This is a genomic window from Fictibacillus halophilus, from assembly GCF_042680145.1.
Taxonomy (GTDB): Bacteria; Bacillota; Bacilli; order Bacillales; family Fictibacillaceae; genus Fictibacillus; species Fictibacillus halophilus_A.
This window is the reverse complement of the sequence record NZ_JBHTNQ010000001.1, coordinates 2,785,931-2,806,888: the sequence shown is the minus strand read 5'-3', so window position 1 is coordinate 2,806,888 and position 20,958 is coordinate 2,785,931. Positions and strand designations below refer to the sequence as shown.

General features: G+C 40.1%; 18 protein-coding genes. 12 read left to right on the top strand and 6 right to left on the bottom strand.

Going from position 1 to position 20,958, the window contains the following annotated elements; all coding sequences use genetic code 11:
• The first annotated feature begins 27 nt into the window (after positions 1 to 27).
• From ACFQ4X_RS14185 to ACFQ4X_RS14170, 4 genes are all read left to right on the top strand, one after another.
• Positions 28 to 1,047 (top strand): PTS fructose transporter subunit IIC, encoded by a 1,020-nt coding sequence (locus ACFQ4X_RS14185; protein WP_379836155.1) that lies wholly within the window; start codon positions 28 to 30, stop codon positions 1,045 to 1,047.
• Positions 1,048 to 1,136: 89 nt separating this feature from the next.
• Positions 1,137 to 3,773 carry a glycoside hydrolase family 38 C-terminal domain-containing protein gene (locus ACFQ4X_RS14180; RefSeq protein ID WP_379836153.1) on the top strand — a complete coding sequence of 879 codons (2,637 nt, stop codon included), beginning with the start codon at positions 1,137 to 1,139 and terminating at the stop codon, positions 3,771 to 3,773.
• A 172-nt stretch (positions 3,774 to 3,945) separates the two neighbouring features.
• Positions 3,946 to 5,925 carry a BglG family transcription antiterminator gene (locus tag ACFQ4X_RS14175; protein WP_379836151.1) on the top strand — a complete coding sequence of 660 codons (1,980 nt, stop codon included), beginning with the start codon at positions 3,946 to 3,948 and terminating at the stop codon, positions 5,923 to 5,925.
• Between the two features lie 43 nt (positions 5,926 to 5,968).
• Positions 5,969 to 6,829: a carbon-nitrogen hydrolase family protein gene (locus ACFQ4X_RS14170; RefSeq protein ID WP_379836149.1), complete on the top strand. Its 861-nt coding sequence runs from the start codon at positions 5,969 to 5,971 to the stop codon at positions 6,827 to 6,829.
• Positions 6,830 to 6,972: 143 nt separating this feature from the next.
• Here ACFQ4X_RS14170 and ACFQ4X_RS14165 read toward each other — a convergent pair whose 3' ends face one another.
• Positions 6,973 to 7,269: a hypothetical protein gene (locus tag ACFQ4X_RS14165; protein WP_379836147.1), complete on the bottom strand. Its 297-nt coding sequence runs from the start codon at positions 7,267 to 7,269 to the stop codon at positions 6,973 to 6,975.
• 108 nt (positions 7,270 to 7,377) lie between these two features.
• On the opposite strand from ACFQ4X_RS14165, the gene ACFQ4X_RS14160 reads away from it, so the two are divergent.
• From ACFQ4X_RS14160 to ACFQ4X_RS14130, 7 genes are all read left to right on the top strand, one after another.
• Positions 7,378 to 8,145: a LamB/YcsF family protein gene (locus ACFQ4X_RS14160; protein ID WP_379836145.1), complete on the top strand. Its 768-nt coding sequence runs from the start codon at positions 7,378 to 7,380 to the stop codon at positions 8,143 to 8,145.
• Between the two features lie 190 nt (positions 8,146 to 8,335).
• A complete protein-coding gene (locus ACFQ4X_RS14155) occupies positions 8,336 to 9,109 on the top strand; it encodes a DeoR/GlpR family DNA-binding transcription regulator (RefSeq protein ID WP_379836143.1) in 774 nt (257 codons plus the stop codon).
• Entirely contained in the window at positions 9,106 to 10,413 is a 1,308-nt protein-coding gene (locus ACFQ4X_RS14150) for a four-carbon acid sugar kinase family protein (RefSeq protein WP_379836141.1), read from the top strand. The genes ACFQ4X_RS14155 and ACFQ4X_RS14150 overlap by 4 nt, the downstream gene beginning before the upstream one ends.
• A 48-nt stretch (positions 10,414 to 10,461) precedes the next feature.
• The gene (gene pdxA, locus ACFQ4X_RS14145; protein ID WP_066293314.1) at positions 10,462 to 11,478 is read left to right on the top strand and encodes a 4-hydroxythreonine-4-phosphate dehydrogenase PdxA; all 1,017 of its coding nucleotides are present in this window, start codon (positions 10,462 to 10,464) and stop codon (positions 11,476 to 11,478) included.
• Positions 11,479 to 11,571: 93 nt separating this feature from the next.
• Entirely contained in the window at positions 11,572 to 12,945 is a 1,374-nt protein-coding gene (locus tag ACFQ4X_RS14140; protein ID WP_379836139.1) for a GntP family permease, read from the top strand.
• A 69-nt stretch (positions 12,946 to 13,014) separates the two neighbouring features.
• A complete protein-coding gene (gene gnd / locus ACFQ4X_RS14135; protein ID WP_379836137.1) occupies positions 13,015 to 13,911 on the top strand; it encodes a phosphogluconate dehydrogenase (NAD(+)-dependent, decarboxylating) in 897 nt (298 codons plus the stop codon).
• Between the two features lie 452 nt (positions 13,912 to 14,363).
• Positions 14,364 to 15,659, top strand: a complete 1,296-nt coding sequence (locus tag ACFQ4X_RS14130; RefSeq protein WP_379836135.1) for a hypothetical protein — start codon at positions 14,364 to 14,366, stop codon at positions 15,657 to 15,659.
• Positions 15,660 to 15,716: 57 nt separating this feature from the next.
• Here the strand turns inward: ACFQ4X_RS14130 and ACFQ4X_RS14125 are convergent, their stop codons facing one another.
• A complete protein-coding gene (locus ACFQ4X_RS14125) occupies positions 15,717 to 15,956 on the bottom strand; it encodes a hypothetical protein (RefSeq protein ID WP_379836133.1) in 240 nt (79 codons plus the stop codon).
• 143 nt (positions 15,957 to 16,099) lie between these two features.
• On the opposite strand from ACFQ4X_RS14125, the gene ACFQ4X_RS14120 reads away from it, so the two are divergent.
• A complete protein-coding gene (locus ACFQ4X_RS14120) occupies positions 16,100 to 16,903 on the top strand; it encodes a YihY/virulence factor BrkB family protein (RefSeq protein WP_379836131.1) in 804 nt (267 codons plus the stop codon).
• A gap of 248 nt (positions 16,904 to 17,151) precedes the next feature.
• On the opposite strand, the gene ACFQ4X_RS14115 is transcribed toward ACFQ4X_RS14120, so the two are convergent.
• The 4 genes from ACFQ4X_RS14115 to pxpB are packed head-to-tail and all read right to left on the bottom strand — an operon-like array spanning position 17,152 to position 20,878.
• Positions 17,152 to 17,943 carry a putative hydro-lyase gene (locus ACFQ4X_RS14115; protein WP_379836129.1) on the bottom strand — a complete coding sequence of 264 codons (792 nt, stop codon included), beginning with the start codon at positions 17,941 to 17,943 and terminating at the stop codon, positions 17,152 to 17,154.
• A gap of 18 nt (positions 17,944 to 17,961) precedes the next feature.
• A complete protein-coding gene (locus ACFQ4X_RS14110) occupies positions 17,962 to 19,152 on the bottom strand; it encodes an NRAMP family divalent metal transporter (protein ID WP_379836127.1) in 1,191 nt (396 codons plus the stop codon).
• Between the two features lie 15 nt (positions 19,153 to 19,167).
• Positions 19,168 to 20,181, bottom strand: coding sequence for a biotin-dependent carboxyltransferase family protein (locus ACFQ4X_RS14105; protein WP_379836125.1), 1,014 nt, complete (start codon positions 20,179 to 20,181; stop codon positions 19,168 to 19,170).
• A complete protein-coding gene (pxpB, locus tag ACFQ4X_RS14100; RefSeq protein WP_379836123.1) occupies positions 20,174 to 20,878 on the bottom strand; it encodes a 5-oxoprolinase subunit PxpB in 705 nt (234 codons plus the stop codon). The genes ACFQ4X_RS14105 and pxpB overlap by 8 nt, the downstream gene beginning before the upstream one ends.
• Between the last annotated feature and the right edge of the window lie 80 nt (positions 20,879 to 20,958).

Below are 20,958 nucleotides of genomic sequence, written 5' to 3'. Positions count from 1 at the left end.
GAACGTAAAATAAGGAGTTGATTTCTTATGAAGAAAGTTCTTGAAGAAGCAAAAACACACCTGATGACAGGTGTATCATATATGCTGCCATTTGTAGTAGCCGGCGGATTATTGCTTACGATCGGTTTATTGCTTGGCGGCGGGGAACAAGAGGCAGGATTTGCAAAGAAAACAGTTGATACTGGTGTCCTTATTTTTAAACTAATGGTTCCAGTAATGGCGGGTTACATGGCTTATTCAATAGCTGACAGACCTGGTATAGCACCTGGTATGGTAGGTGGTCTGATAGCAAATGAAATCGGAGCAGGATTTTTAGGAGGAATCGTTGCCGGCTTTCTTGCAGGTTACATTGTAAACGGTATCAAAGCGATTCCGATGCACAGATATTTAGTACAGTTAAAACCAATAATCGTTATTCCTTTGCTAGGTGCTGGTGCCGTTGCTTTATTGATGTACATCATCGGACAACCCATTGCAGCACTTTCAGACGGGTTAGAAGCTTGGTTAAAATCGTTAAGTGGAGGCAACCTTATCATTCTAGGACTGATTATCGGTGCCATGATGGCATTTGATATGGGTGGTCCTGTTAATAAAGTGGCGTTTGCATTCTGTGTAGGGATGTTAAATCAGGAAATTTACGCACCTATGGCAGCTTGTTGGATTGGAATTATGACACCGCCGATCGGATTAGCACTGGCTACAAGAATAGCACCAAAGAAATTTACTGCAGCTGAAAGACAGAGTGCATTACCGACGACGTTTATGGGTGCAACTGGAATTACAGAAGGAGCAATACCATTTGCGGTAACAGATCCGCTTCGTGTTATTCCTTCTATCGTGATTGGTTCAGCAGTAGGAGGCGCGTTAGCCTTGGCATTAGGGGCAGAAGCTCCAGTTCCAAGCGGCGGAGTGTTCGTAGTACCATTCTTCATTAAGCCAATCATGTTTATTATCGCATTTGTAGTTGGTATTGTCGTTACTGCGGTAACTGCTTCCGTTTTAAAGAAAAAGGTTGAAGAGGAAATGCCGATTACGGAAGAAGCATAAAAATAATAGAAATTTAAGCTGGAGGGATCTAATTATAGTTCCCTCCTGTTCATTAGATACGAATTATTTGTATAATTGGAGGTTTCTAAATGAATTTTCATGTTATTTCACATACGCATTGGGATCGGGAGTGGCACCAAACCTATCAGCAATACCGTGTAAAACTAGTACGGTTCATGGATGAGCTGATCGAACTGTTGGAGAATAGCCCAAAGTATACCTCTTTCATGTTAGATGGACAAACGATCGTGCTGGAAGATTACTTGGAGATCAAACCTCACAAAAAAGAGGCTATCACAAAACTCGTTCAAGAAGAGAGACTGTTAATTGGGCCATGGTATATCCAGCCGGATGAATTTATTCCAAGCGGTGAATCCCTTATTAGAAATTTGTTGATCGGTCAGCAGATCGCTAAAGAATTTGGTCCATCCATGCAGATCGGCTATCTTCCGGATTCTTTCGGACAGGCTGCTCAGATCCCTCAGGTTTTGAACGGCTTTGGAATAAAAAACGCATTATTTTGGCGGGGAATCACAAATGAAGAAACAGAGAAAACAGATTTCTGGTGGGAAGGTCCTGATGGATCCAGTGTGTTAACCACTCATTTGCCCTTAGGATATGGAAACGGTAGAATGCTTTCTACTGATAGTGAAAAGAATTTGAAAATAATCGAAGAAAACCTTAACGAATTACAGGAGATGACAACATCCCCTAATATGCTTTTAATGTGCGGATTCGACCAAAGAAGTGCGATAAGAGAGCTGCCGGAAATCGTTGATGAACTGAACCGTCATTTTTCTTCTGAGGACAGCGAATACTCGATAAAGATCAGTAAGCTCCAGGATTATTTTGATGCTGTCAGACAAGAATCTGAAAAAATGGAAACCTTAAAGGGTGAATTCAGAAAAGGGAAGAACATGCGAGTGCATGTGAGTATTGCGTCCACAAGATTGGACTTAAAAAAGGAAAATTTCGAAGTCCAAAATTTATATGAAAAATACTTGGAACCTATTAATTCGATGTCTCTTCTCCTTGGTAACAGCTATGACAATGCGTTAATCAACCAAGGATGGAAATACACTTTGCAAAACCATGCTCATGACTCGATTTGTAATGTGTGTACAGATGCAACACATAAGGAAATGGAACTCAGATATCAATATGCAAAGCAAATCGGTGAAACGCTTCAAAACAGCGCAACGAATGATTTAATAGAAAAGATTAAATTTGATTTCGATAAGGGACTCCCGTTGATCATATTTAACACATTAGGACATAAAAGAAGCAACCTCGTTGAAGCTACGGTACAGCTTAAGAGTGAAAGATTTACACTTGTAGATCGAAATGGAGTTCTGATCCCTTATCAGGTGATTGAAACAAACCGAGAAAACTTAAACGATAAACAGATTGAGATCGGTGTAAAAAATGAAGATCAGTTTGTTTGGACAACAAAAATTAGCTTTTTAGCTGAAATTGAGGGCTTAGGATACAAAACATTTTATTTAAAAGAGAATGAAGAAAATCCAGAAGAAACATCTTTTGTTTATCAAGACGGTGTATTTTCAAATGATTTCTTTCAGGTTGAGATTCAAACAAATGGTTCATTAACGGTTAAGGAACACTCGACCAAAAAAGAATTCAAAAATTTAAACGTGTTTGAAGAAGGCGGAAATGCAGGTGACGAGTATGATTATTCTCCACCAAGAGAAGATGTGATCATCACTACAAAAAATTCTGCTCCTTCTATAGCAGTCATTAAAAATGGGCCAGTTTTTGCTACAGTAAAAATTACTCATGATCTGGAATTGCCTGTAGATACAGATGTGAATGGACGTTCTAAGGAATACGAATCAATGATGATAGAAACCTTCGTAACGGTGAATCGTCATGAAGATAGAATTGATATCAAGACCGTGATCAATAATACGGTTAAAAATCACAGGATTCGTGCGCTTTTTGAAACGGATCTTAAAACCAATACGCATGTAGCAGACCAACAGTTTGGAACGATCCAACGTGAAAACTACTTGCCGCAAGTCGAATATTGGGAAGAAGAAAAATGGGAAGAAAAGTACTATCCTATCTATCCGCAGCAAAAATATGTAGACGTATCAGATCAGGACAAAGGACTTGCCATTCTCAATAAAGGCCTTCCTCAATATGAGATTCTTAAATCCCTAGAACCAACAATTGCTTTAACATTGTTATGCGGAACGGATTATATGGGGAAACAGGACTTGGTTGACAGACCAGGGAGAAGATCGGGGCTTCATGTTGAAACGCCTGACAGCAGTCTGATCGGAATCCATGAGATGGAGTATTCGATCATTCCTCACTCAGGTGATGTGGTCGATGCAAAAGTTGGATTGAAATCGAATGAATATATAGCCCCTATGGTCGCAGTTCAAGTGAATCAACAATCTGATTTATCGAAATTCGATGATAACAATAGTTTCTTTCAATTAAACCATTCTGATATAGCTGTAGGTGCAGTGAAGAAATGCGAAAATGATGAGAGTATGATCATACGAGTCTACAATACAACAGATCATAGCATTCCTTTAGTTAAGGCACATATAAACACTGATTTTTTTACAAATGTTGAAATGGTCGATTTAAATGAGAACGTTCTATCCAACACCAACGAGAGAATTCAATGTGACCAAGGTACTCTTGAATTGAAAGATATCGCGAGTAATGAAATTTTAACCCTTAAATTAAGCTAATAATCTTTTAATGAAATGGGAGACTCTTATTGATACTGAGTGAAAAGTTCAACTCTTATTTCTCTTGTTAATAGGTATTAAGAAAAAATAAAAAATTTTGGCATGGCATGGTAAAACGGAACAATTGCAAAAATAAGGACAGATCATTCTTCAAAGAAGGGAGGTCATTATATTGGTTTTTTTAAACAATCGATTAAAAGAAATAATAAAAGAACTACTAGCCAATGATGAGCCGGTCACGAGTGACTATTTATCAAAATTTCTGGGAGTCACTTCGCGCACGATCAGAAATGATATCACTTTGTTAAATCAGGAGTTAGGTAAGATCGGTGTGAAAATTGATGCACAAAGAGGAGTAGGCTATTTTATCGAACCAAAACCAGATTGTGAAATTAAGGATTTGATCGAAGAGTTATTCCAATTAAACCAGACATCTGATAATGACCTTCCTGTCTTGCCGGAAGAAAGAGTCCTCTATATATTAAAAAGCATCATTATGGCAGATGACTTTATTACCATTGAACAAATAGCAAATGAATTATATGTGAGCAAATCAACGGTTGATAACGATTTGAAACAGGTTGAAACGTTATTAAGCAAATTTAACGTATCACTATTTAAAAAGCCTAACTATGGGATTAAATTAGTGGGAAATGAGATGAACATCCGCTTTTGTTTATCAGCTTTTCTATCAGATTATAAAAAGGAACATTTCCCGCAACAAGAAAAAAGTGATAGCCAGCATTTTGTAAAAGGAATAGACATTGCCTTAATTAGAACGATCACAAAGCAACATATAAAGCAACTGCCTTTTAAGATTGCCGATCTGCCGTTAAACAATCTTATCATGCATATTGCTATTGGTATAAAGCGAATCAAGAAAGGAAAAAACATTAAACTTGGTACGCTTGAACTAAAAGATTTACAAGATCAAAAAGAGTATTTTATTGCTTCACAAATCATTGCTTCACTAGAAGAGGCATTTGCTATTAAAATCCCGAATGAGGAGATTGCTTATATCACCATCCATTTGATGGGTGCAAAACGTTTCCAAGACGGAAAGCTTCAGCAAGAAGATTTTATTGAGATGATTGGTGAAAGCAATAATGAACTTATTCTCGAAATCTTGGCAGAAATCAAACTAATATACCGTATTGATCTAGTGGAAGATAAAGAATTCATCTATGGACTTGGGTTGCATTTAAGATCTGCACTGAACCGTATGAAATACAGAATGAACCTGCAAAATCCCATGTTAAAAGAAATAAAAAACAAGTACCCTTTTTCATTCGAGCTTGCAATTGTTGCTTCTGATATTATTCAACGCAATCAACAAATTGCGATAAATGAAGACGAAATCGGCTATATTGCTGTTCATTTTGAAGCTGCAATTGAACGAATGAAAAATAAGAAGAAAAGACAGGTTAGACGAGTTGCCGTGGTATGCGCATCAGGTTTAGGAACAGCTAAACTGCTTGCTGCAAGTATTGAAAGTAAGTTTCCGGGATTAACCATAGCTGGAACCTATCCTTCTTACTCCTTAAAAGACATTAAGCAGGAAGAAGTTGATCTGATATTAAGTACGGTGCCGGTAAATGAAGAAAGTGCCATTCCCATCCTTCAAATAAACGCACTATTTTCTGAAGATGATATGGAAAAAGTAAATGATTTTATTTCCAGTAAGTATTTAGATGAAGATAAAGAAAAATCTTTTGAAAAGCTTCAGAATTTCTTTAGTGAGGATTTATTTTTTAGTGAAATCGATAATAAGGATCCAATCAGTATTATAAAATCAATGGCTTATACCCTTAACACGAAAGGGTTTGTAGATGATTCATATTTAGATTCGGTACTTGAAAGGGAAGAAATATCGCCAACATCGATCGGTAATTTAGTTGCGATCCCTCATCCCATAAAACCGAATGCACTCGATTCTTGTATAGCGATCGGTATTTTGAAAAAACCAATAAAATGGGGAGAACATACTGTCCAGTTTGTACTGCTTCTCGCGTTGAATGAAAAAGATAAAGAAGAATTCAGTTCTCTATTTAATAGAATTTGGAGGCTGGTTCAGGATAAAAAGTTAGTTGCAGAGCTTTGTAAAGCCTCCAATTTTAATAAAATCATAACCATGCTAGAAAAAATTAAATAATTCTATTAGATATAGACTCTGTCTTAACAAGGAGAGGTTTAACGTGGTTAAAATAGCTATTGGTCAGATTACACCAGAAACGAGTCAAAAGAGAATTAACCTTGAAAAAATGAAACGATTTACAATTGAAGCAGCGGAAAAAGGTGCGAAATTAGTATCTTTCCCTGAACTTGCTTTGACTGGCTACAATTGCGGGGACGATTTTTTTGAGGTTGCGGAAGAGATACCTGGAGATGCCACAAGCTTTTTTGAAAAGTTAGCGATTCAATATGACATCTATATTATTTGGGGTATGCCGGAAAAAAGTTTAAATGGGATTCTTTATAATGCAGCAGCCCTTGTAGGTCCTGAAGGATATGTTGGGAAGTGGAGAAAGAATACTCTGCCAGGACATGCAACAGATCAAACCGGTCCAGGTGCATTTCCAGACAGAAGATATTTTAAAGCTGGTGAAGATCTTCCTGTTTTTGATACTGCTATCGGCAAAATCGGTCTTCTCATTTGTTATGATATTTTCTTTCCTGAATTAGCACGAATGCTAACCTTAAAAGGAGCTGATATAATCGTTGGTATTTCAGGTTCTCCATCTTTTGAAAAAGATATTTTTGAACCTATCGTAAAGGTTAGGGCAATGGAAAACACCGTAAATTTTGTTTATACCAACTTAGTCGGCAAAGAAGGAGACACCGAGTATTGGGGTGGAGGCTGTATGATTGGTGCCGGTGATAAAGAATCCAAGGTACCAGGAACACCAATTGTATGTAAAGCACCTTATGAAGGGGAATGTATTACAGTGGGAGATATAGATATCAATAATAAAATACGCCCTTACTTCCCAGTACTAAGAGATATAACAACAAGAATGTATGATCAGCTTGCAGAATTACATCGAAAAATAACATAAGCTATTTTGCAGCCCCTTGCTCTCAAGGGGCTTTCCTCATTTTTAGGATTTGAGAATTTTAGAAGTGATTCTTGAAGTGCGATATTGGGGGACTTACTGTGAGGTATACGCATACTACAAAACCGAATCGGCGAAATAAACATTTAATGTTTTTGTTTTTGCATCATCTTTAATAACGCAATCACGTCATCATTTTGGCTAACTTCAATTCGAGTTACAGTATCACGGATCTCTTTTACATCGGTTTCTAATGTATCAAGTCTAGTTACAATCTGTTTCTGACCTGCTTCTAAGTTAGAAACTTTATTATCTAAGTTAGAAACTTTATTATCTAAATTAGTTACCTTGTTATCTAAATTAGAAACTTTACTATCTAAATCAGAAACTTTATTATCGATGCTAAGTAATTTTACTAAGATCTCATTCAATACTTTTTCCATTCTGTTTTCACCTCCTTCTTTAGTCTTCCTAATCATTTTACAATATATAAAACTTGTCGTACAGTTGGGGTAAATTAAACATGTGTTTAAAATTGAGGAGGTTTTTGCATGAGTGTCATTGATATTAACTGCGATATGGGTGAGAGTTTCGGAGCTTACAGACTCGGGACGGACGAAGAGATTTTAAAATATGTGACGTCAGCCAACATCGCGTGCGGATTTCATGCTGGAGATCCAGCGACAATGCGGAAAACGGTAAAACTTGCGCTTGAGCATGGGGTAGGTATCGGCGTTCATCCAGGCTTGCCTGACCTGGCTGGATTTGGCCGTCGTAATATCGATATCTCACCTCAAGAAGCGTATGAAATGGTTCTTTATCAGATTGGTTCGTTATGGGCTTTTGTAAAAGCGGAAGGCGGAACGATTCAACATGTGAAGCCTCATGGCGCACTTTACAACATGGCCGCGGTGAATCGTGATTTGTCTGAAGCGATTGCAGAAGCGGTTTATAAGGTGAATTCTGATTTAATTCTGTTTGGACTAGCCGGAAGTGAACTTGTGAAGGCAGGCGAGAAGGCAGGACTTCGCACGGCATCAGAAGTTTTCGCGGACAGAACGTATCAGCAGGATTGCACACTGACCTCCCGCAAGCTGCCGAACTGCATGATTGAAAATGACGATGAAGCTGTTGCACAAGTGATCCGCATGGTAAAAGAGGGGAAAGTGCTGACGCAGCAGGATGTGGACGCGGATATCACCGCTGACACCGTTTGTATCCACGGAGACGGAGCTCATGCGCTTTCTTTTGCGAAAAAGATCAGACAGACGCTTGAGGATTCAGGCATCCAGGTTCGTAAAATCGGTGAGAGTATTTAATTAAGAAAGAAGCTGGCTTGAACGTGTTGTAAAAGACACGAATAGCCGGCTTTTTTGTTTGTATTTTTAAAATTGCAATTTTGAAACCGACGGAAAATGTTCATTTTAAACAAAGTTGTTGACTTTAATGTTCATTTATAACATTATATAATATATAAAGTGTTTGAAATTAACACAAAGGTGATGAAAAATGATGCCTAAAGAACGTAGAAATGAAATTCTTAAACAATTAAGTGCGAACGGAAAAATAGATATTGAAGATCTTGTTAGCCAATTAAATGTTTCAGCTATGACTATTCGGCGTGACCTTGCTTACCTAGAAGAAAATGATAAGATCATCCGGACACATGGCGGTGCGATCTTAAATAAACCGTTGGTTGTTGAATCATCATTTGCTTCCAAAGAAGGGAAGTTCAATGACCAAAAGAAAATGATTGCCAAAAAAGCGGTGGAGTATATACAAGATCACTCAACGATCCTTTTAGACTCTGGCACAACAACATTAGAAATCGCAAAATTGCTAAAAGACAAAAAGACGATAACGGTTGTTACGAATGACATAAAAATTGCAGCAGAGCTGATTGATACGGATGTAAAAGTGATTGTTACAGGCGGCGAACTGCAAAATAACGTAGGTACATTATTTGGACCGCTGACTGAACAAATGCTGAAGAACATTCATGTTGATGTATTTTTCCTAGGGGCTCATGCGATTGACTTCAAAGCAGGTGTTACTGCACCTACTTTTGAAAAGGCTTCAATAAAACAGCTCATGATTGAAGCGTCAGAAAAAACATGGCTAGTAGCAGATTCAAGCAAGTTTGATCAAAAGTCACTTACAAAAGTATGCGATCTTACTCAGATTTGTGGGGTAATTACAGATCACAGCATTTCCCCAGGGACCACTGAAAAATTGAATGAATATCTAGAGGTTGTAATCGTTAAAGGTGGTGAGCAATCATGAAAGTCGGAGTCATTGCGGATGATTTAACAGGTGCTAACGCAACCGGAGTCAAACTCGTAAAACAAGGATTTGAGGCAGCGACTATGGTCTATTACGATCAGCCGCCTGTATCAGGCAGCTACAATGCCGTTTGTATTGACACAGACAGCAGATATGCCAGAAAAGATGTTGCAGAAATGCGAATTAAAAAATCCCTTGAAAACCTGAAAAACTGGAGTGCTGATGTGATATGCAAGCGAATCGACAGTACTGTAAGAGGAAACATCGGCATTGAAATTGATACGGTTCTAAATGAACTAGGCGAAAAATCAATAGCAGTTGTTGTAGCATCGTTTCCAGATTCAAACCGAATTACATCAGGCGGATATCTTTTAGTAAATGGTGTACCTGTTCAAGCAACAGATGTTGCAAATGACCCGGTAACACCACTCACTGAATCCTATGTTCCCTCTATTATCAGAAAACAAAGTGAATTTAATGTTGCACACATCGGTCTGGAAATCGTTCTTCAAGGAAAAGAGATCATTTTACAAGATTTGAAGAAAAAGATTCAAGACGGGAATCGTGTCCTCGTTTTAGATGCGGTGACAGATGAAGAGATTGAAGATATAGCTCATGCGATGGCATTGATCGAGGATTATCAGCTTGTGCCGGTTGACCCGGGACCGCTTACAGCTTATTACTCAAAAGCTTACACGAGTCAGCACACACTAAGTAAAAAAATCATCGTAACCGTTGGAAGTGTAACGTCGTTAAGTGCCCAACAACTAAATTACCTGATCGATAAAACAAATGCGAATCCGGTTTATGTGGATGCAGATAAACTGGCAAGTATTTCAGACAGCTGGGAAACCGAAGTCGATCGTGTGGTAAAAGAAGCTTTAGAGCGTATAAGTCAGCAAGATATTTTGATCATCACGACCAATTCACCAGCTGCTAAGCGATTGGATCTTAAACGATTATCCGAAGAACAAGGTGTAAGTCAAGATCAGCTAGCGAAACGAATCGCTGACGGTTTAGGTAAGATTACACGCATCGTCATTCAATCAACCTCATACGAAATTGGCGGATGCTTCTCAAGTGGAGGCGATGTTACAGCTTCCCTTTGTTCAATAGGAAGAGCTGAAGGTATCAAGCTAAAAGACGAAGTGCTGCCGCTTGTTGCTTATGGCGAGTTCATTGGAGGATATTTCGATGGAATTCCGCTAGCCACAAAGGGAGGCATGGTTGGAGATAAAAAAGCGATCTACACAATCGTAAAGCACCTATTAGCCAACCAAACGTCAACGAAACAAGTGAATTAAGTTCATTAAAAAAATTTTAAATAGATACTTTCCAAGGAGGAATAAAACATGACAACGAATGAGAGAGCGATTATTGCGATTCCAATGGGTGACCCAGCAGGTATTGGGCCAGAAATTACAATGAAATCCCTTGCTAAACAAGAGATTTATGACGTATGTAAGCCGCTAGTGATTGGGGATGCAGCAGTACTTGAAAAAGCGATTACGATTGTTGGAGCAGAACTCAAAATTAACGAAGTAAGCTCTCCAGCAGAAGGAAAGTATGAGCTAGGAACCGTTGATGTGATCAATTTAAACAATATTGATATGGATCAGCTTCAATATGGAGAAGTTTCTGCTCAAGGCGGGCAAGGTGCATTTGAATACATTAAGAAAGCAGTAGAACTTGCAAAAAGCGGCGAAGTAAAAGCACTTGCCACTACACCAATCAATAAAGAATCACTAAAAGCAGCAAATGTTCCATATATCGGACATACAGAAATGCTTGAAGCACTTGCTGGTTCAGATGATCCTTTGACTATGTTTGAAGTAAAAGGGATGAGAATCTTCTTCTTAACGCGTCACTTATCACTAAAAGATGCAATTGCAGCTATGACAAAAGAACGTGTACATGATTACCTGATTCGCTGTGACAAAGCACTTGCTAGACTCGGTGTTGAAAACAGAAAATGGGCAGTAGCGGGATTAAACCCTCATAGCGGAGAAGGCGGTCTGTTCGGTTGGGAAGAAGTAGAACAGATTAAACCAGGTATTGAAATGGCAGTTGCAGACGGCATCAATGCAGTTGGTCCCGTTCCAGCTGACTCCGTATTCTTCCAAGCTCTAAATGGAAAATATGACGCTGTTCTATCTCTATACCATGATCAAGGGCATATCGCTGCGAAGATGACTGATTTTCATAGAACGATTTCTATCACGAACGGCTTGCCTTTCTTAAGAACTTCTGTAGACCACGGAACAGCCTTTGATATAGCAGGAAAAAATATTGCTGAAAGCATAAGCATGGAAGAGTGTATTAAGCTAGCTGCTCAATATGCACCTAAATTCACGGCGAACAGCTTATAAGAAAGATTGAATGAAAATGATGGTGAAGGGTGAAGAGCCCTTCTCTATCATTTGAAACAAATAAAAGCGCTTACATTATAGGGGGGTATAAACATGGAAGTTTCAGGAGCACAAATGGTAGCTGGTTTAGTTCTAGGTGTTATTGCATTAATTTTTCTTGTATTAAAAACAAAGGTACATGCGTTTTTAGCTTTAATTATTGCCGCTTCCATCGCAGGGTTGGTAGGTGGAATGGAACCTGGCAAAGTGGCAGATACCATTTCAGCAGGGTTCGGAAGCACGTTAGCATCCATTGGTATCGTTATTGGTTTAGGGGTTATGATCGGACGGATCCTTGAAGTATCCGGGGCTGCAGAAACATTAGCTTATTCATTGATCAAAGCGGTAGGGAAGAAAAAAGAAGAATGGGCAATGGCGATTGCTGGATATATCGTTTCCATTCCAATCTTTGTAGATTCAGCATTTGTTATCTTAAATCCACTTGTAAAAGCACTTTCTAAAAAGACAGGAAAATCAGTTATCTCATTAGGAGTAGCATTAGCAGTAGGTCTTGTAATCACACACTCCTTAGTACCGCCAACTCCTGGTCCACTAGGTGTAGCAGGGATCTTTGGAGTAGATATCGGTCTTATGATCGGTCTTGGTCTTCTGTTTGGTATACCGATCATGATTGCAGGTGTACTTTACGCGAAATGGCTCGGAAATAAAATCTACCAAGTGCCCGATGATTCAGAGTTTGGTTTTTCAAGACCAAATAAACAAGCGGCATATCAAGAGTTCATTGAATTAGCAAGTGCGAGAGAAAATGAGCTGCCTTCTCTTGGCCGTTCACTCGTGCCGATTATCTTACCGATTCTATTAATCTTTATAAATACAACATTAACTGCATTAGAATTAACAACAGGGTTCTATGGCGTCCTGATCTTCTTAGGAAAACCGATCATTGCAGTCAGCATCGGTTTGATTGCAGCAATCTACGCCTTAGCAGGAGACTTAAGCCGTTCCAAAACACTTGACCGTATGGAAGAAGGTATCCAAACAGCAGGGATTATACTTCTTGTAACAGGTGCAGGTGGAGCGCTTGGAAACGTACTTCGTGAGAGTGGTGCTGGAAACTTTATTGCAGAAAAAATTGCAGACTTACCATTACCAGCTGTGTTGATCCCATTCTTTGTAGCTACCATCGTCCGTCTAGTACAAGGTAGCGGAACCGTAGCAATGATCACAGCAGCGTCCATTTCAGCGCCGATCCTTTCACAGCTTGATGTGAACATGGCATTAGCCGCTCAAGCTGCAGCTATGGGATCGATGATATTCTCATACTTCAACGACAGCTTGTTCTGGGTCGTTAACCGTATGTTAGGGATTAGAGATGTAAAAGAACAGATCATGGTTTGGTCCGTGCCAACAACAATCTGTTGGTTTGTCGGATTAATTAGTCTATTAATCGCAAATACGATCTTCTAAACAGACATATTAAAAAGTTGTTTGATATAATTTATTGGACAGCAAAAGACATCACTAGGGGGATCCACTATGAAAATTGGTTTAATCGGTTTAGGAAAAATGGGTTATAATTTGGCTTTGAATATGACTAATAAAGGTCATGAAGTAGTGGCTCACGATGTTAGTGAAGAAGCAATGAATAAAATCGCCAGTGAAGGTGTTGAAACAGCGACATCTTTTGAGGAAATGATTAGTAAGCTTCCAACACCTAAAATCGTTTGGTTAATGGTTCCAGCAGGCGACATTACTGAAGATGTTATGAATCGTGTCTCTTCACTTCTATCTGAACAAGATATTATTATTGATGGTGGAAATGCAAATTACAAAGACACACTCCGTCGAGGAAATGATTTAAAGGAAAAAGGAATATATCTTTTAGATTCCGGTACTAGCGGTGGTATGGACGGAGCAAGAGACGGTGTCTGCACGATGATTGGCGGAGATAAAGAGGCTTTTGATCAAGTAGAGAAGTTATTTCAAGATATCTCAGTTGAAAACGGATACCTCTACACAGGCAAGTCTGGAAGCGGACATTTCCTTAAGATGGTTCATAATGGAATTGAATATGGAATGATGCAGGCTATTGCGGAAGGCTATGAAATCCTAGAAAAAAGCGATTTTGATTACGATTACGAAGAGGTATCACGAGTTTGGAATAATGGATCTGTCATTCGCTCTTGGCTGATCGAACTCATGCAGAATGCTTTTTCAAAAGATGCAAAGCTTGATAGTTTAAGAGGTGTAATGAACTCTTCTGGGGAAGGTAAATGGACCGTTGAAACTGCACTTGATTTGCAAGCTGTAGCACCTGTCATTACTTTATCTCAAATCATGAGATACCGTTCTCAAGAAAACGATACATTCTCTGGAAAAGTGGTTGCAGCACTTCGAAACGAATTCGGTGGACATGATGTAGTAAAAAAATAAATGATAAAGGCCATACAGTGGTTAAAACACTGTATGGTTTTTTTGTTAGAGTGCCCCTAGTATTTTTTTTAAAACACCCATATTTAATGGTGTCTTAAACTAATAAAAAATGTGGGTGATGATTAATGGATGAACAGTTTGATAGATTAGAAGTTATTCTTTCAACAGATAACTTAACCATCTTATTGCTGTAGGACAATCCAGTTTTAGGTATTGTACTTGTGGGATTGCTTAAAACTGTGACAAAAGAACATGGGGTCAGAATAGCGTTTATTTTATTAATCATTGTACTTAATACAGGGATTTTAAAATAAGGAAAGTGATTAAAAGTACTTATTTTTTCGTCTTAATTTCTCAGGACAAATGCTCTATCACTAAAATATTTTTAAACAATTCATACTATTTAAACGATTTCATTGTTATTCTACAATAAGTAAAAAAGGAGGCTTATTGTGAGAATACTAGAAAATAGATTATTTATTTTTGGAATAGCATGTGTGTTTAGTGTGATGGTTTTTGGTACTCAAACGGCTGAGGCAAAAGAAAAGGACAAGACAAGCTGTTATGACTCAAGTGTAGCGTTAACACCAGAGGAACAGAGGATCGAGGATGGAAAGCCGATTCCGCAGCAGATTTTAGAGGATAGCGAATTTACTCAATATGTAGATAAGTTTAAGCAGGATCTTTGCTCAGCAAAAAGTGAGGATCAAGCTGAAAAGTTAATCAAAAGACACGGAACGAAGCTCTGGAAGACTTCTGTTGACCGTGCTCAGGGGAAACGACCTGATTTAGGAGAGTTGGATACATACGATGACAGACCTTTATATTGGGCAAGGCTAAGCATGACAAGTGCGCTTCGCCAATGGAATCCTGAATATGAAGTAACGGAAGAAAGACGAGCACAGCTCATGAAAAAATTAGAATATACATCAAGAGGAATCACAACGATTCATTTTCAGAATGGTGAAAGAGTTAAGCGTGTTCTCGTAAGTGGTTTTGACCCGTACCGTTTAGAGCAGGAATTTAGAAGAACGAATCCATCTGGTGCTTCTGGATTGCAGCTCGACGGCAGATGGATCTGGACCGATGATGGACTAGCTGTTATCCAAGCGGCGAACTTTCCGGTTAGATGGGATGATTTCGAAGAAGGAATTGTTGAAGATACATTCGGTCCTTATTTGAAAAAAGGACCAAAGCAAGTAGATTTGATGATGACAATCAGTCAGGGCGGACCTCGCAAAATGGCGATCGAAGGTTATGCGGGCCGCTGGCACACAGGGGCTGACAATAAGCTGGAAAATCGAGCTGAAGTAACACCGACTGTATCGCATTGGCCGATGCCAGAGCCGCTTCCTGAATTTATTGAAACAACACTTCCGTATGGAGAGATGATTGCTGCAGAAACAGGACCATGGCCGGTGTTCCGAAACGACGAGGTTTGTGAGTGGCTGCCGCCAAATTATGAAGATCCAGCCGTCTGCCATGACGGTGGTCCAACTCCAGGTTCAAAGGCTAGAGCAGGCGGGGGTGGCAGCTACTTATCTAATGAAAGCATGTACAGATCCAATCGCGTTCGTTTAGGTCTTGGAGCAGATGATATCCCAGGTGGTCACCTTCACATCGCGGCCCAAGAGTTTTATCCAGAAGACAAAGCGGTTTACATCACCGATGAATTTAAGGAATTCCGTAAAAATACGGTGGACCAGACGGTTGAATTAGTGGAAGCAGCAGCTCGAGGAATAGAATAATAGCATAGGAGAGAGTGCCTTTACGATGGGGCACTCTTTTTAGTTATCCCTCCTAAGCTACCAAAGCAGACCCTGAAAGGTGTACAGAATAAATAGAGCTACAAAAGCAACATATCCATAAGCTATGTAAATCAGTATTTTGTTAAAACCTTTGTTTAAAATAACCGCAAGTATGTAAAAACTTGCTGACAATAAGATAGTGTTATTCCAATAGCCTGTTCCCTGAAAAAAGCGATAGAGTGTAATTGCGAAAAACACGCCCCATAACAGAAGTGAAATGCTGTAAAGCTTCTTCATTCTAATCTCCTTTTTAAAATTTATCCTATAAAAATACTAGCATAGGAATCAACCTCTATAAAAAAGTGACCTAAACGGACAGCTCTATGCGTATTCTAGAATAGTTAGTTTTACGGACTGGCTAAGATAAGAGGTGCTGCATCATGAATATCGTTGAGATCCTGAATCAATTGAGCGACCGCTTTTTTAAGATGAGGGTGTACGATTTATCTGCTCAGATGGCTTATTATTTTCTGATGTCCGTTTTCCCGTTTTTGTTAGTGATCTATTCAATGATGACTTATCTGCCTCTAAATGAGAGCAATATATTGGAGCTGATCCAGCCCTATGCTCCTGATGCTACGTACTCGCTGATCGAAAAGACGCTAACTTATACGGTTAGGAGGCAGGAGGGAAATCTTCTGTCACTAAGTTTAATCGTCACTTTATGGCTATCTTCTATGGGCTTTCAGTGTATGAAACGAATTTTAAATGATGCGTATGAGGTTCGAAACGATGAACACAAAGTAAAACAAATTGTGGAGAGTCTTTTATTAACAGTCGGGTTTATGATCGCAGTGCTGTTTTCTGTAATCGTTCCTCTTTTTGAAAAATTATTAAGTGTGTATCTAAAGGGGATTTTTTCGTTTGTTGAGTTTCAGAAGTTATGGATTATTGTGCAGTGGGGGATCGGGACTGTCTTTTTGTTGGTCTTTTTTATTGTGCTTTATTCATTTGCGCCAAGCATCAAGCTCGGTTTTAGAAAAGTAGTTCCAGGAGCTTTCTTTGCCACGATCGGCTGGCAGCTCGTTTCGATGGGGTTTGCTTCTTACGTCAGTGGAAGCAATTATTCTGCACTGTACGGTCAAGTGGCTGGTCTTGTCGTCTTGATGCTGTGGTTTTACCTGTCTGCGATGATCATTATACTGGGTGGGCTGTTGAATACTGTGGTTCATCCGGAAAAATAGTAGATGTAGCCCCTTACGTGTAAGGGGCTTTTAATCGTGTATTTCCAGTGAAATCGGCTTTTACGGTACGTGTTCTTTTAATCTGTTACACGTACGCTCAAAAAAAGCTCGGTACGCTCAAAATTGTTCATCTACGCTCAAACTACCTTGAGTTTCGCTCAAAAACTCCTAGTACCACTCAAACTGACCCACTTTTCGCTCAAACAAAAAAAGGTGCCCCAGCAAAGAGGCACCTTCGTCCTACATTTTTATAAAACCCCAAACTTCTCATCACGCACATCGGTAATAAACATATGCCCTGGGGCGTGGGTGATCATGATTTCTGGCTTCACATGCATCGCCACAGCCTGAGGAGTTACGCCACATGCCCAAAACACAGGAACTTCGCCTTCATGAATCTGGACCGGATCACCGAAATCGGGTTGATACAGGTCATATATTCCGATACTCTCGGGATTTCCGATATGAACTGGTGCGCCGTGAACAGAAGGGAAGCGGCTCGTCACCTGAACGGCCCTTACTACATCTTTTTCAGGAATCGGACGCATGCTCACGACCATTGGCCCTTCAAAACGGCCTGCTTTCACACATTCGATGTTCGTTTTAAACATCGGAACGTTGCATCCGCGCTCGATATGGCGTACCGGAATTCCGTTATTCATCAAAGCATGTTCAAACGTAAAGCTGCAGCCCAGCAAAAAGCCAACCATCCCGTCATCCCAAAGGTCTGTGATATCTGTTTTTTCTTCAGCCATCTCACCATTCCGATACACGCGGTATTTCGGAATATCCACTCGCAAATCCGCATCGGGAGCGACAAGCTCAGGAACAGCTGAACCTGGCTCCGTCACATCCAGCACAGGACATGGTTTCGGATTCCGCTGACAAAACAGAAGGAACTCAAACGCCAGTTCTTTTGGCAAAACGACTAAGTTTCCTTGTGTGTACCCGTTAGCGAGTCCGCTCGTAGGCTTCGTCCATTCACCGCGTCTGATCATATCGCGCGCTTCAGCAGGATTCATACGGTCTAGTGCATTCATGAAAGCTCCCCCTCGATTTTATGCAAATAACTTCGGCAGTCCTGTGTACAGTGAATAAACACTCATGATCGCCATGATCACAACGATCAGCACACCGAAAATCGTCATCCACATTGGATGTTTATAGTCACCGACAATCTTTGGTTTGTATGCCGCAATCAGCATCACACCTAATGAAATCGGTAAAATTAATCCGTTTAGTGATCCAACTAAAATGAGAATCTTAACAGGCTGTCCAACAACCGCAAAAACTAATGTTGATACAGCGATAAAACCGATAATAATCCATTTATGATATTTTTCTAAAGCAGGGCTGAACGTACGAATAAATGAAACAGACGTGTAAGCAGCTCCAACAACAGAAGTGATGGCAGCAGCCCACATTACGACACCAAACATCTTATATCCGATGTTTCCAGCAGCCAATTGGAAGACAGATGCTGGCGGGTTATCCGGATCTAATGTTAACCCCTGTGCCACGATTCCAAGTGCAGCCAAGAATAGGAAGATACGCATGATGGATGCGATACCGATAGCTGAAACAGAACTTCTGGTTACTTCACGTAAATTCTCTTGCCCTTTAATTCCTGCATCAAGCAAACGGTGGGCACCGGCAAATGTGATGTACCCTCCGACTGTTCCCCCAACTAGCGTTACGATCGCTAAGACATCAATCGTGTCTGGTACAAATGTTTTTACAACCGCTTCTCCAACAGGAGGTTGAGCCGTAAACATTACATAAACGGTTAATCCAATCATGACGAAACCAGCGACTTGGGTAAAACGGTCCATTGCTTTTCCGGCTTCACGGACAACAAATACTAAAATGGCGATAATTCCACTTAAAATAGCTCCGGTTTTAGCGGAAACTCCAAACAGAACGTTTAACCCAAGTCCTGCTCCAGCAACGTTTCCGATGTTAAAGGCGAGACCACCCATAACGATTAGGACGGCAAGGAAAAATCCTAAGCCAGGGAGAACATCGTTTGCGATATCTTGTGCTCTTTTTTCGGAAACCGCGATAATTCGCCACACGTTCATCTGCGCACCAATATCAATAATGATGGAAGTTAAAATAACAAAACCAAAACTTGCTGCGAGAATGGATGTGAAATGTGTTGTTTGTGTTAAAAATCCAGGTCCGATGGCGGATGTAGCCATCAAAAACGCGGCGCCTAACAGTATACTAGCTTTCGATTCTTTCTTCATACTCTTCCTCCTAGATTACTTCGATTCTTGTTTTATTTTTAGTGAGATTCCTTGTTTCAACTGGTGTATTTGTTTTTCTCGGTCTAAATAAAGCTGTTGAGCGACTTCATGGGAAACTTCGGTAAATTGTACTTTGTCGCCAGGCTTCAGCTGAGCCATGATTGGAAGATCGACCGTTGCGATCTGCCCGATTTTCGGATACCCGCCAGTTGTTTGACGGTCGGCCAGCAGCACGATTGGATTTCCTTCTGAAGGAACTTGAATGGTTCCGAAGTTCACAGCTTCTGATAGCATTTCTTGTTCTTTTTCGAGTAAAAGTTCTGGACCTTTCAAGCGGTAGCCCATCCGGTCAGACTGCGACGTAACTTCAAATGATTCGGTAAAAAGCTTCATCTGGCTGTCTTGTGTAAACCAGTCATGCTGTCTGCCTTTCATGACGCGCACTTTTGGTTTTGAAGCTGGTGTTGCTGTGAATTCTGATGCAATCGTCCACTGCATCTCCGCAAACTTTTGCCCGTCTAATTCAGCAGCTAATACTTTTGTTATTTGGGTCGCAAATTCACTAGGTTCTCCGAGTGTTAGTTCATCATCTGCTTGAAGCGGTTTTCCATTAAAGCCGCCAATTCCTGCTCTTATGTAAGTGGATTTGCTGTCCATGACCTCAGGCAGATCGAAACCACCCGCGACAGCTAAATAAGCACGGCAGCCTGTTTTGCATCCTCCGAACTTAAGTTTACTTCCAGCCTTTATTAAAACAGAACGCCATAGTTTAACTGGCTTTCCATCGACTGAAGGGGAGAGGTTTCCGCCGCAAATCGAGATCAGCGTGTCTTCTGTAAATTCCATGTCAGGACCCAATAAAGTGAGCTCTAATGTTGCTTCATTCTCATCATTGCCAACTAATAGGTTTGCTATCCGGTGGGCTGTCGCATCCATCACGCCACTCGCAATCACACCATATTTTTGATAGCCATAGCGACCTAAATCTTGAACACTTGTAAGGAGGCCCGGCTTCGTAATCTTAATCATTCTCGTTCTCCTCCCATTTTTGAAACTCTTCTTCTGTAATCGGTACAAATTTTATTTGATCACCTGCTTTAAGTAGACTTGGTGTGTCTCCTTCCGGAAGAAAAAGTTTGCGAGGTGTTTTCCCGATCAGCTGCCATCCGCCAGGTGTTTCAATCGGATAAACTCCTGTTTGTTTGCCGGCGATCCCAACAGATCCAGCAGGAATCTTTAAGCGCGGATTCTTCCGTCTAGGTGCAGCAATTCGTTCATCCATCCCGCCGATATAAGGAAATCCAGGTGCAAACCCTATCATATAAACGATGTATTCACCATTTGAATGAATGTTGATTACTTCTTCAGTCGTCAGTCCGTTTCGTTCGGCTACTTCTTCCAAGTCTGGTCCGAACTCTCCGCCATAGCAAACCGGAATTTCAACGACACGCGGTTCTGCCCCTTCTTCCACGTCTAGTTTTTCCAAATATGAACTTAATTCTTCACAAACCTGCTCATAAGGAAGTGTGTCCGTTTTGATTTTCATAGGATCATAAAAAACGGCGACCGTCGTGAATCCAGGAACATATTCAATCACCCAGTCAAAGGATTGTTCTTCTAAAAAAGAGGAGACTTTATTCACTTTTTGCTGAATGTCCCGGCTGATATCTTCGCCGAGCTCAATGATTACACTGTTGTCACCTAAAGGCTGCAATTTAAACTCCATCATTTTCTCCCCTGTCTTTTTATGTAAAATTAATCAGAATATTTGTATATTTATAAAGGTCTAGTATAAAGGAAAACGCT

Bases quoted from the DNA above. Each gene is read 5' to 3' on its own strand.
- ACFQ4X_RS14185 (WP_379836155.1), top strand. From the start codon at position 28: ATGAAGAAAGTTCTTGAAGAAGCAAAAACACACCTGATGACAGGTGTA.
- ACFQ4X_RS14180 (WP_379836153.1), top strand. From the start codon at position 1,137: ATGAATTTTCATGTTATTTCACATACGCATTGGGATCGGGAGTGGCAC.
- ACFQ4X_RS14165 (WP_379836147.1), bottom strand. From the start codon at position 7,269: ATGGAAAAAGTATTGAATGAGATCTTAGTAAAATTACTTAGCATCGAT.
- ACFQ4X_RS14160 (WP_379836145.1), top strand. From the start codon at position 7,378: ATGAGTGTCATTGATATTAACTGCGATATGGGTGAGAGTTTCGGAGCT.
- ACFQ4X_RS14155 (WP_379836143.1), top strand. From the start codon at position 8,336: ATGATGCCTAAAGAACGTAGAAATGAAATTCTTAAACAATTAAGTGCG.
- ACFQ4X_RS14150 (WP_379836141.1), top strand. From the start codon at position 9,106: ATGAAAGTCGGAGTCATTGCGGATGATTTAACAGGTGCTAACGCAACC.
- pdxA (WP_066293314.1), top strand. From the start codon at position 10,462: ATGACAACGAATGAGAGAGCGATTATTGCGATTCCAATGGGTGACCCA.
- ACFQ4X_RS14140 (WP_379836139.1), top strand. From the start codon at position 11,572: ATGGAAGTTTCAGGAGCACAAATGGTAGCTGGTTTAGTTCTAGGTGTT.
- gnd (WP_379836137.1), top strand. From the start codon at position 13,015: ATGAAAATTGGTTTAATCGGTTTAGGAAAAATGGGTTATAATTTGGCT.
- ACFQ4X_RS14125 (WP_379836133.1), bottom strand. From the start codon at position 15,956: ATGAAGAAGCTTTACAGCATTTCACTTCTGTTATGGGGCGTGTTTTTC.
- ACFQ4X_RS14120 (WP_379836131.1), top strand. From the start codon at position 16,100: ATGAATATCGTTGAGATCCTGAATCAATTGAGCGACCGCTTTTTTAAG.
- ACFQ4X_RS14115 (WP_379836129.1), bottom strand. From the start codon at position 17,943: ATGAATGCACTAGACCGTATGAATCCTGCTGAAGCGCGCGATATGATC.
- ACFQ4X_RS14110 (WP_379836127.1), bottom strand. From the start codon at position 19,152: ATGAAGAAAGAATCGAAAGCTAGTATACTGTTAGGCGCCGCGTTTTTG.
- ACFQ4X_RS14105 (WP_379836125.1), bottom strand. From the start codon at position 20,181: ATGATTAAGATTACGAAGCCGGGCCTCCTTACAAGTGTTCAAGATTTA.
- pxpB (WP_379836123.1), bottom strand. From the start codon at position 20,878: ATGGAGTTTAAATTGCAGCCTTTAGGTGACAACAGTGTAATCATTGAG.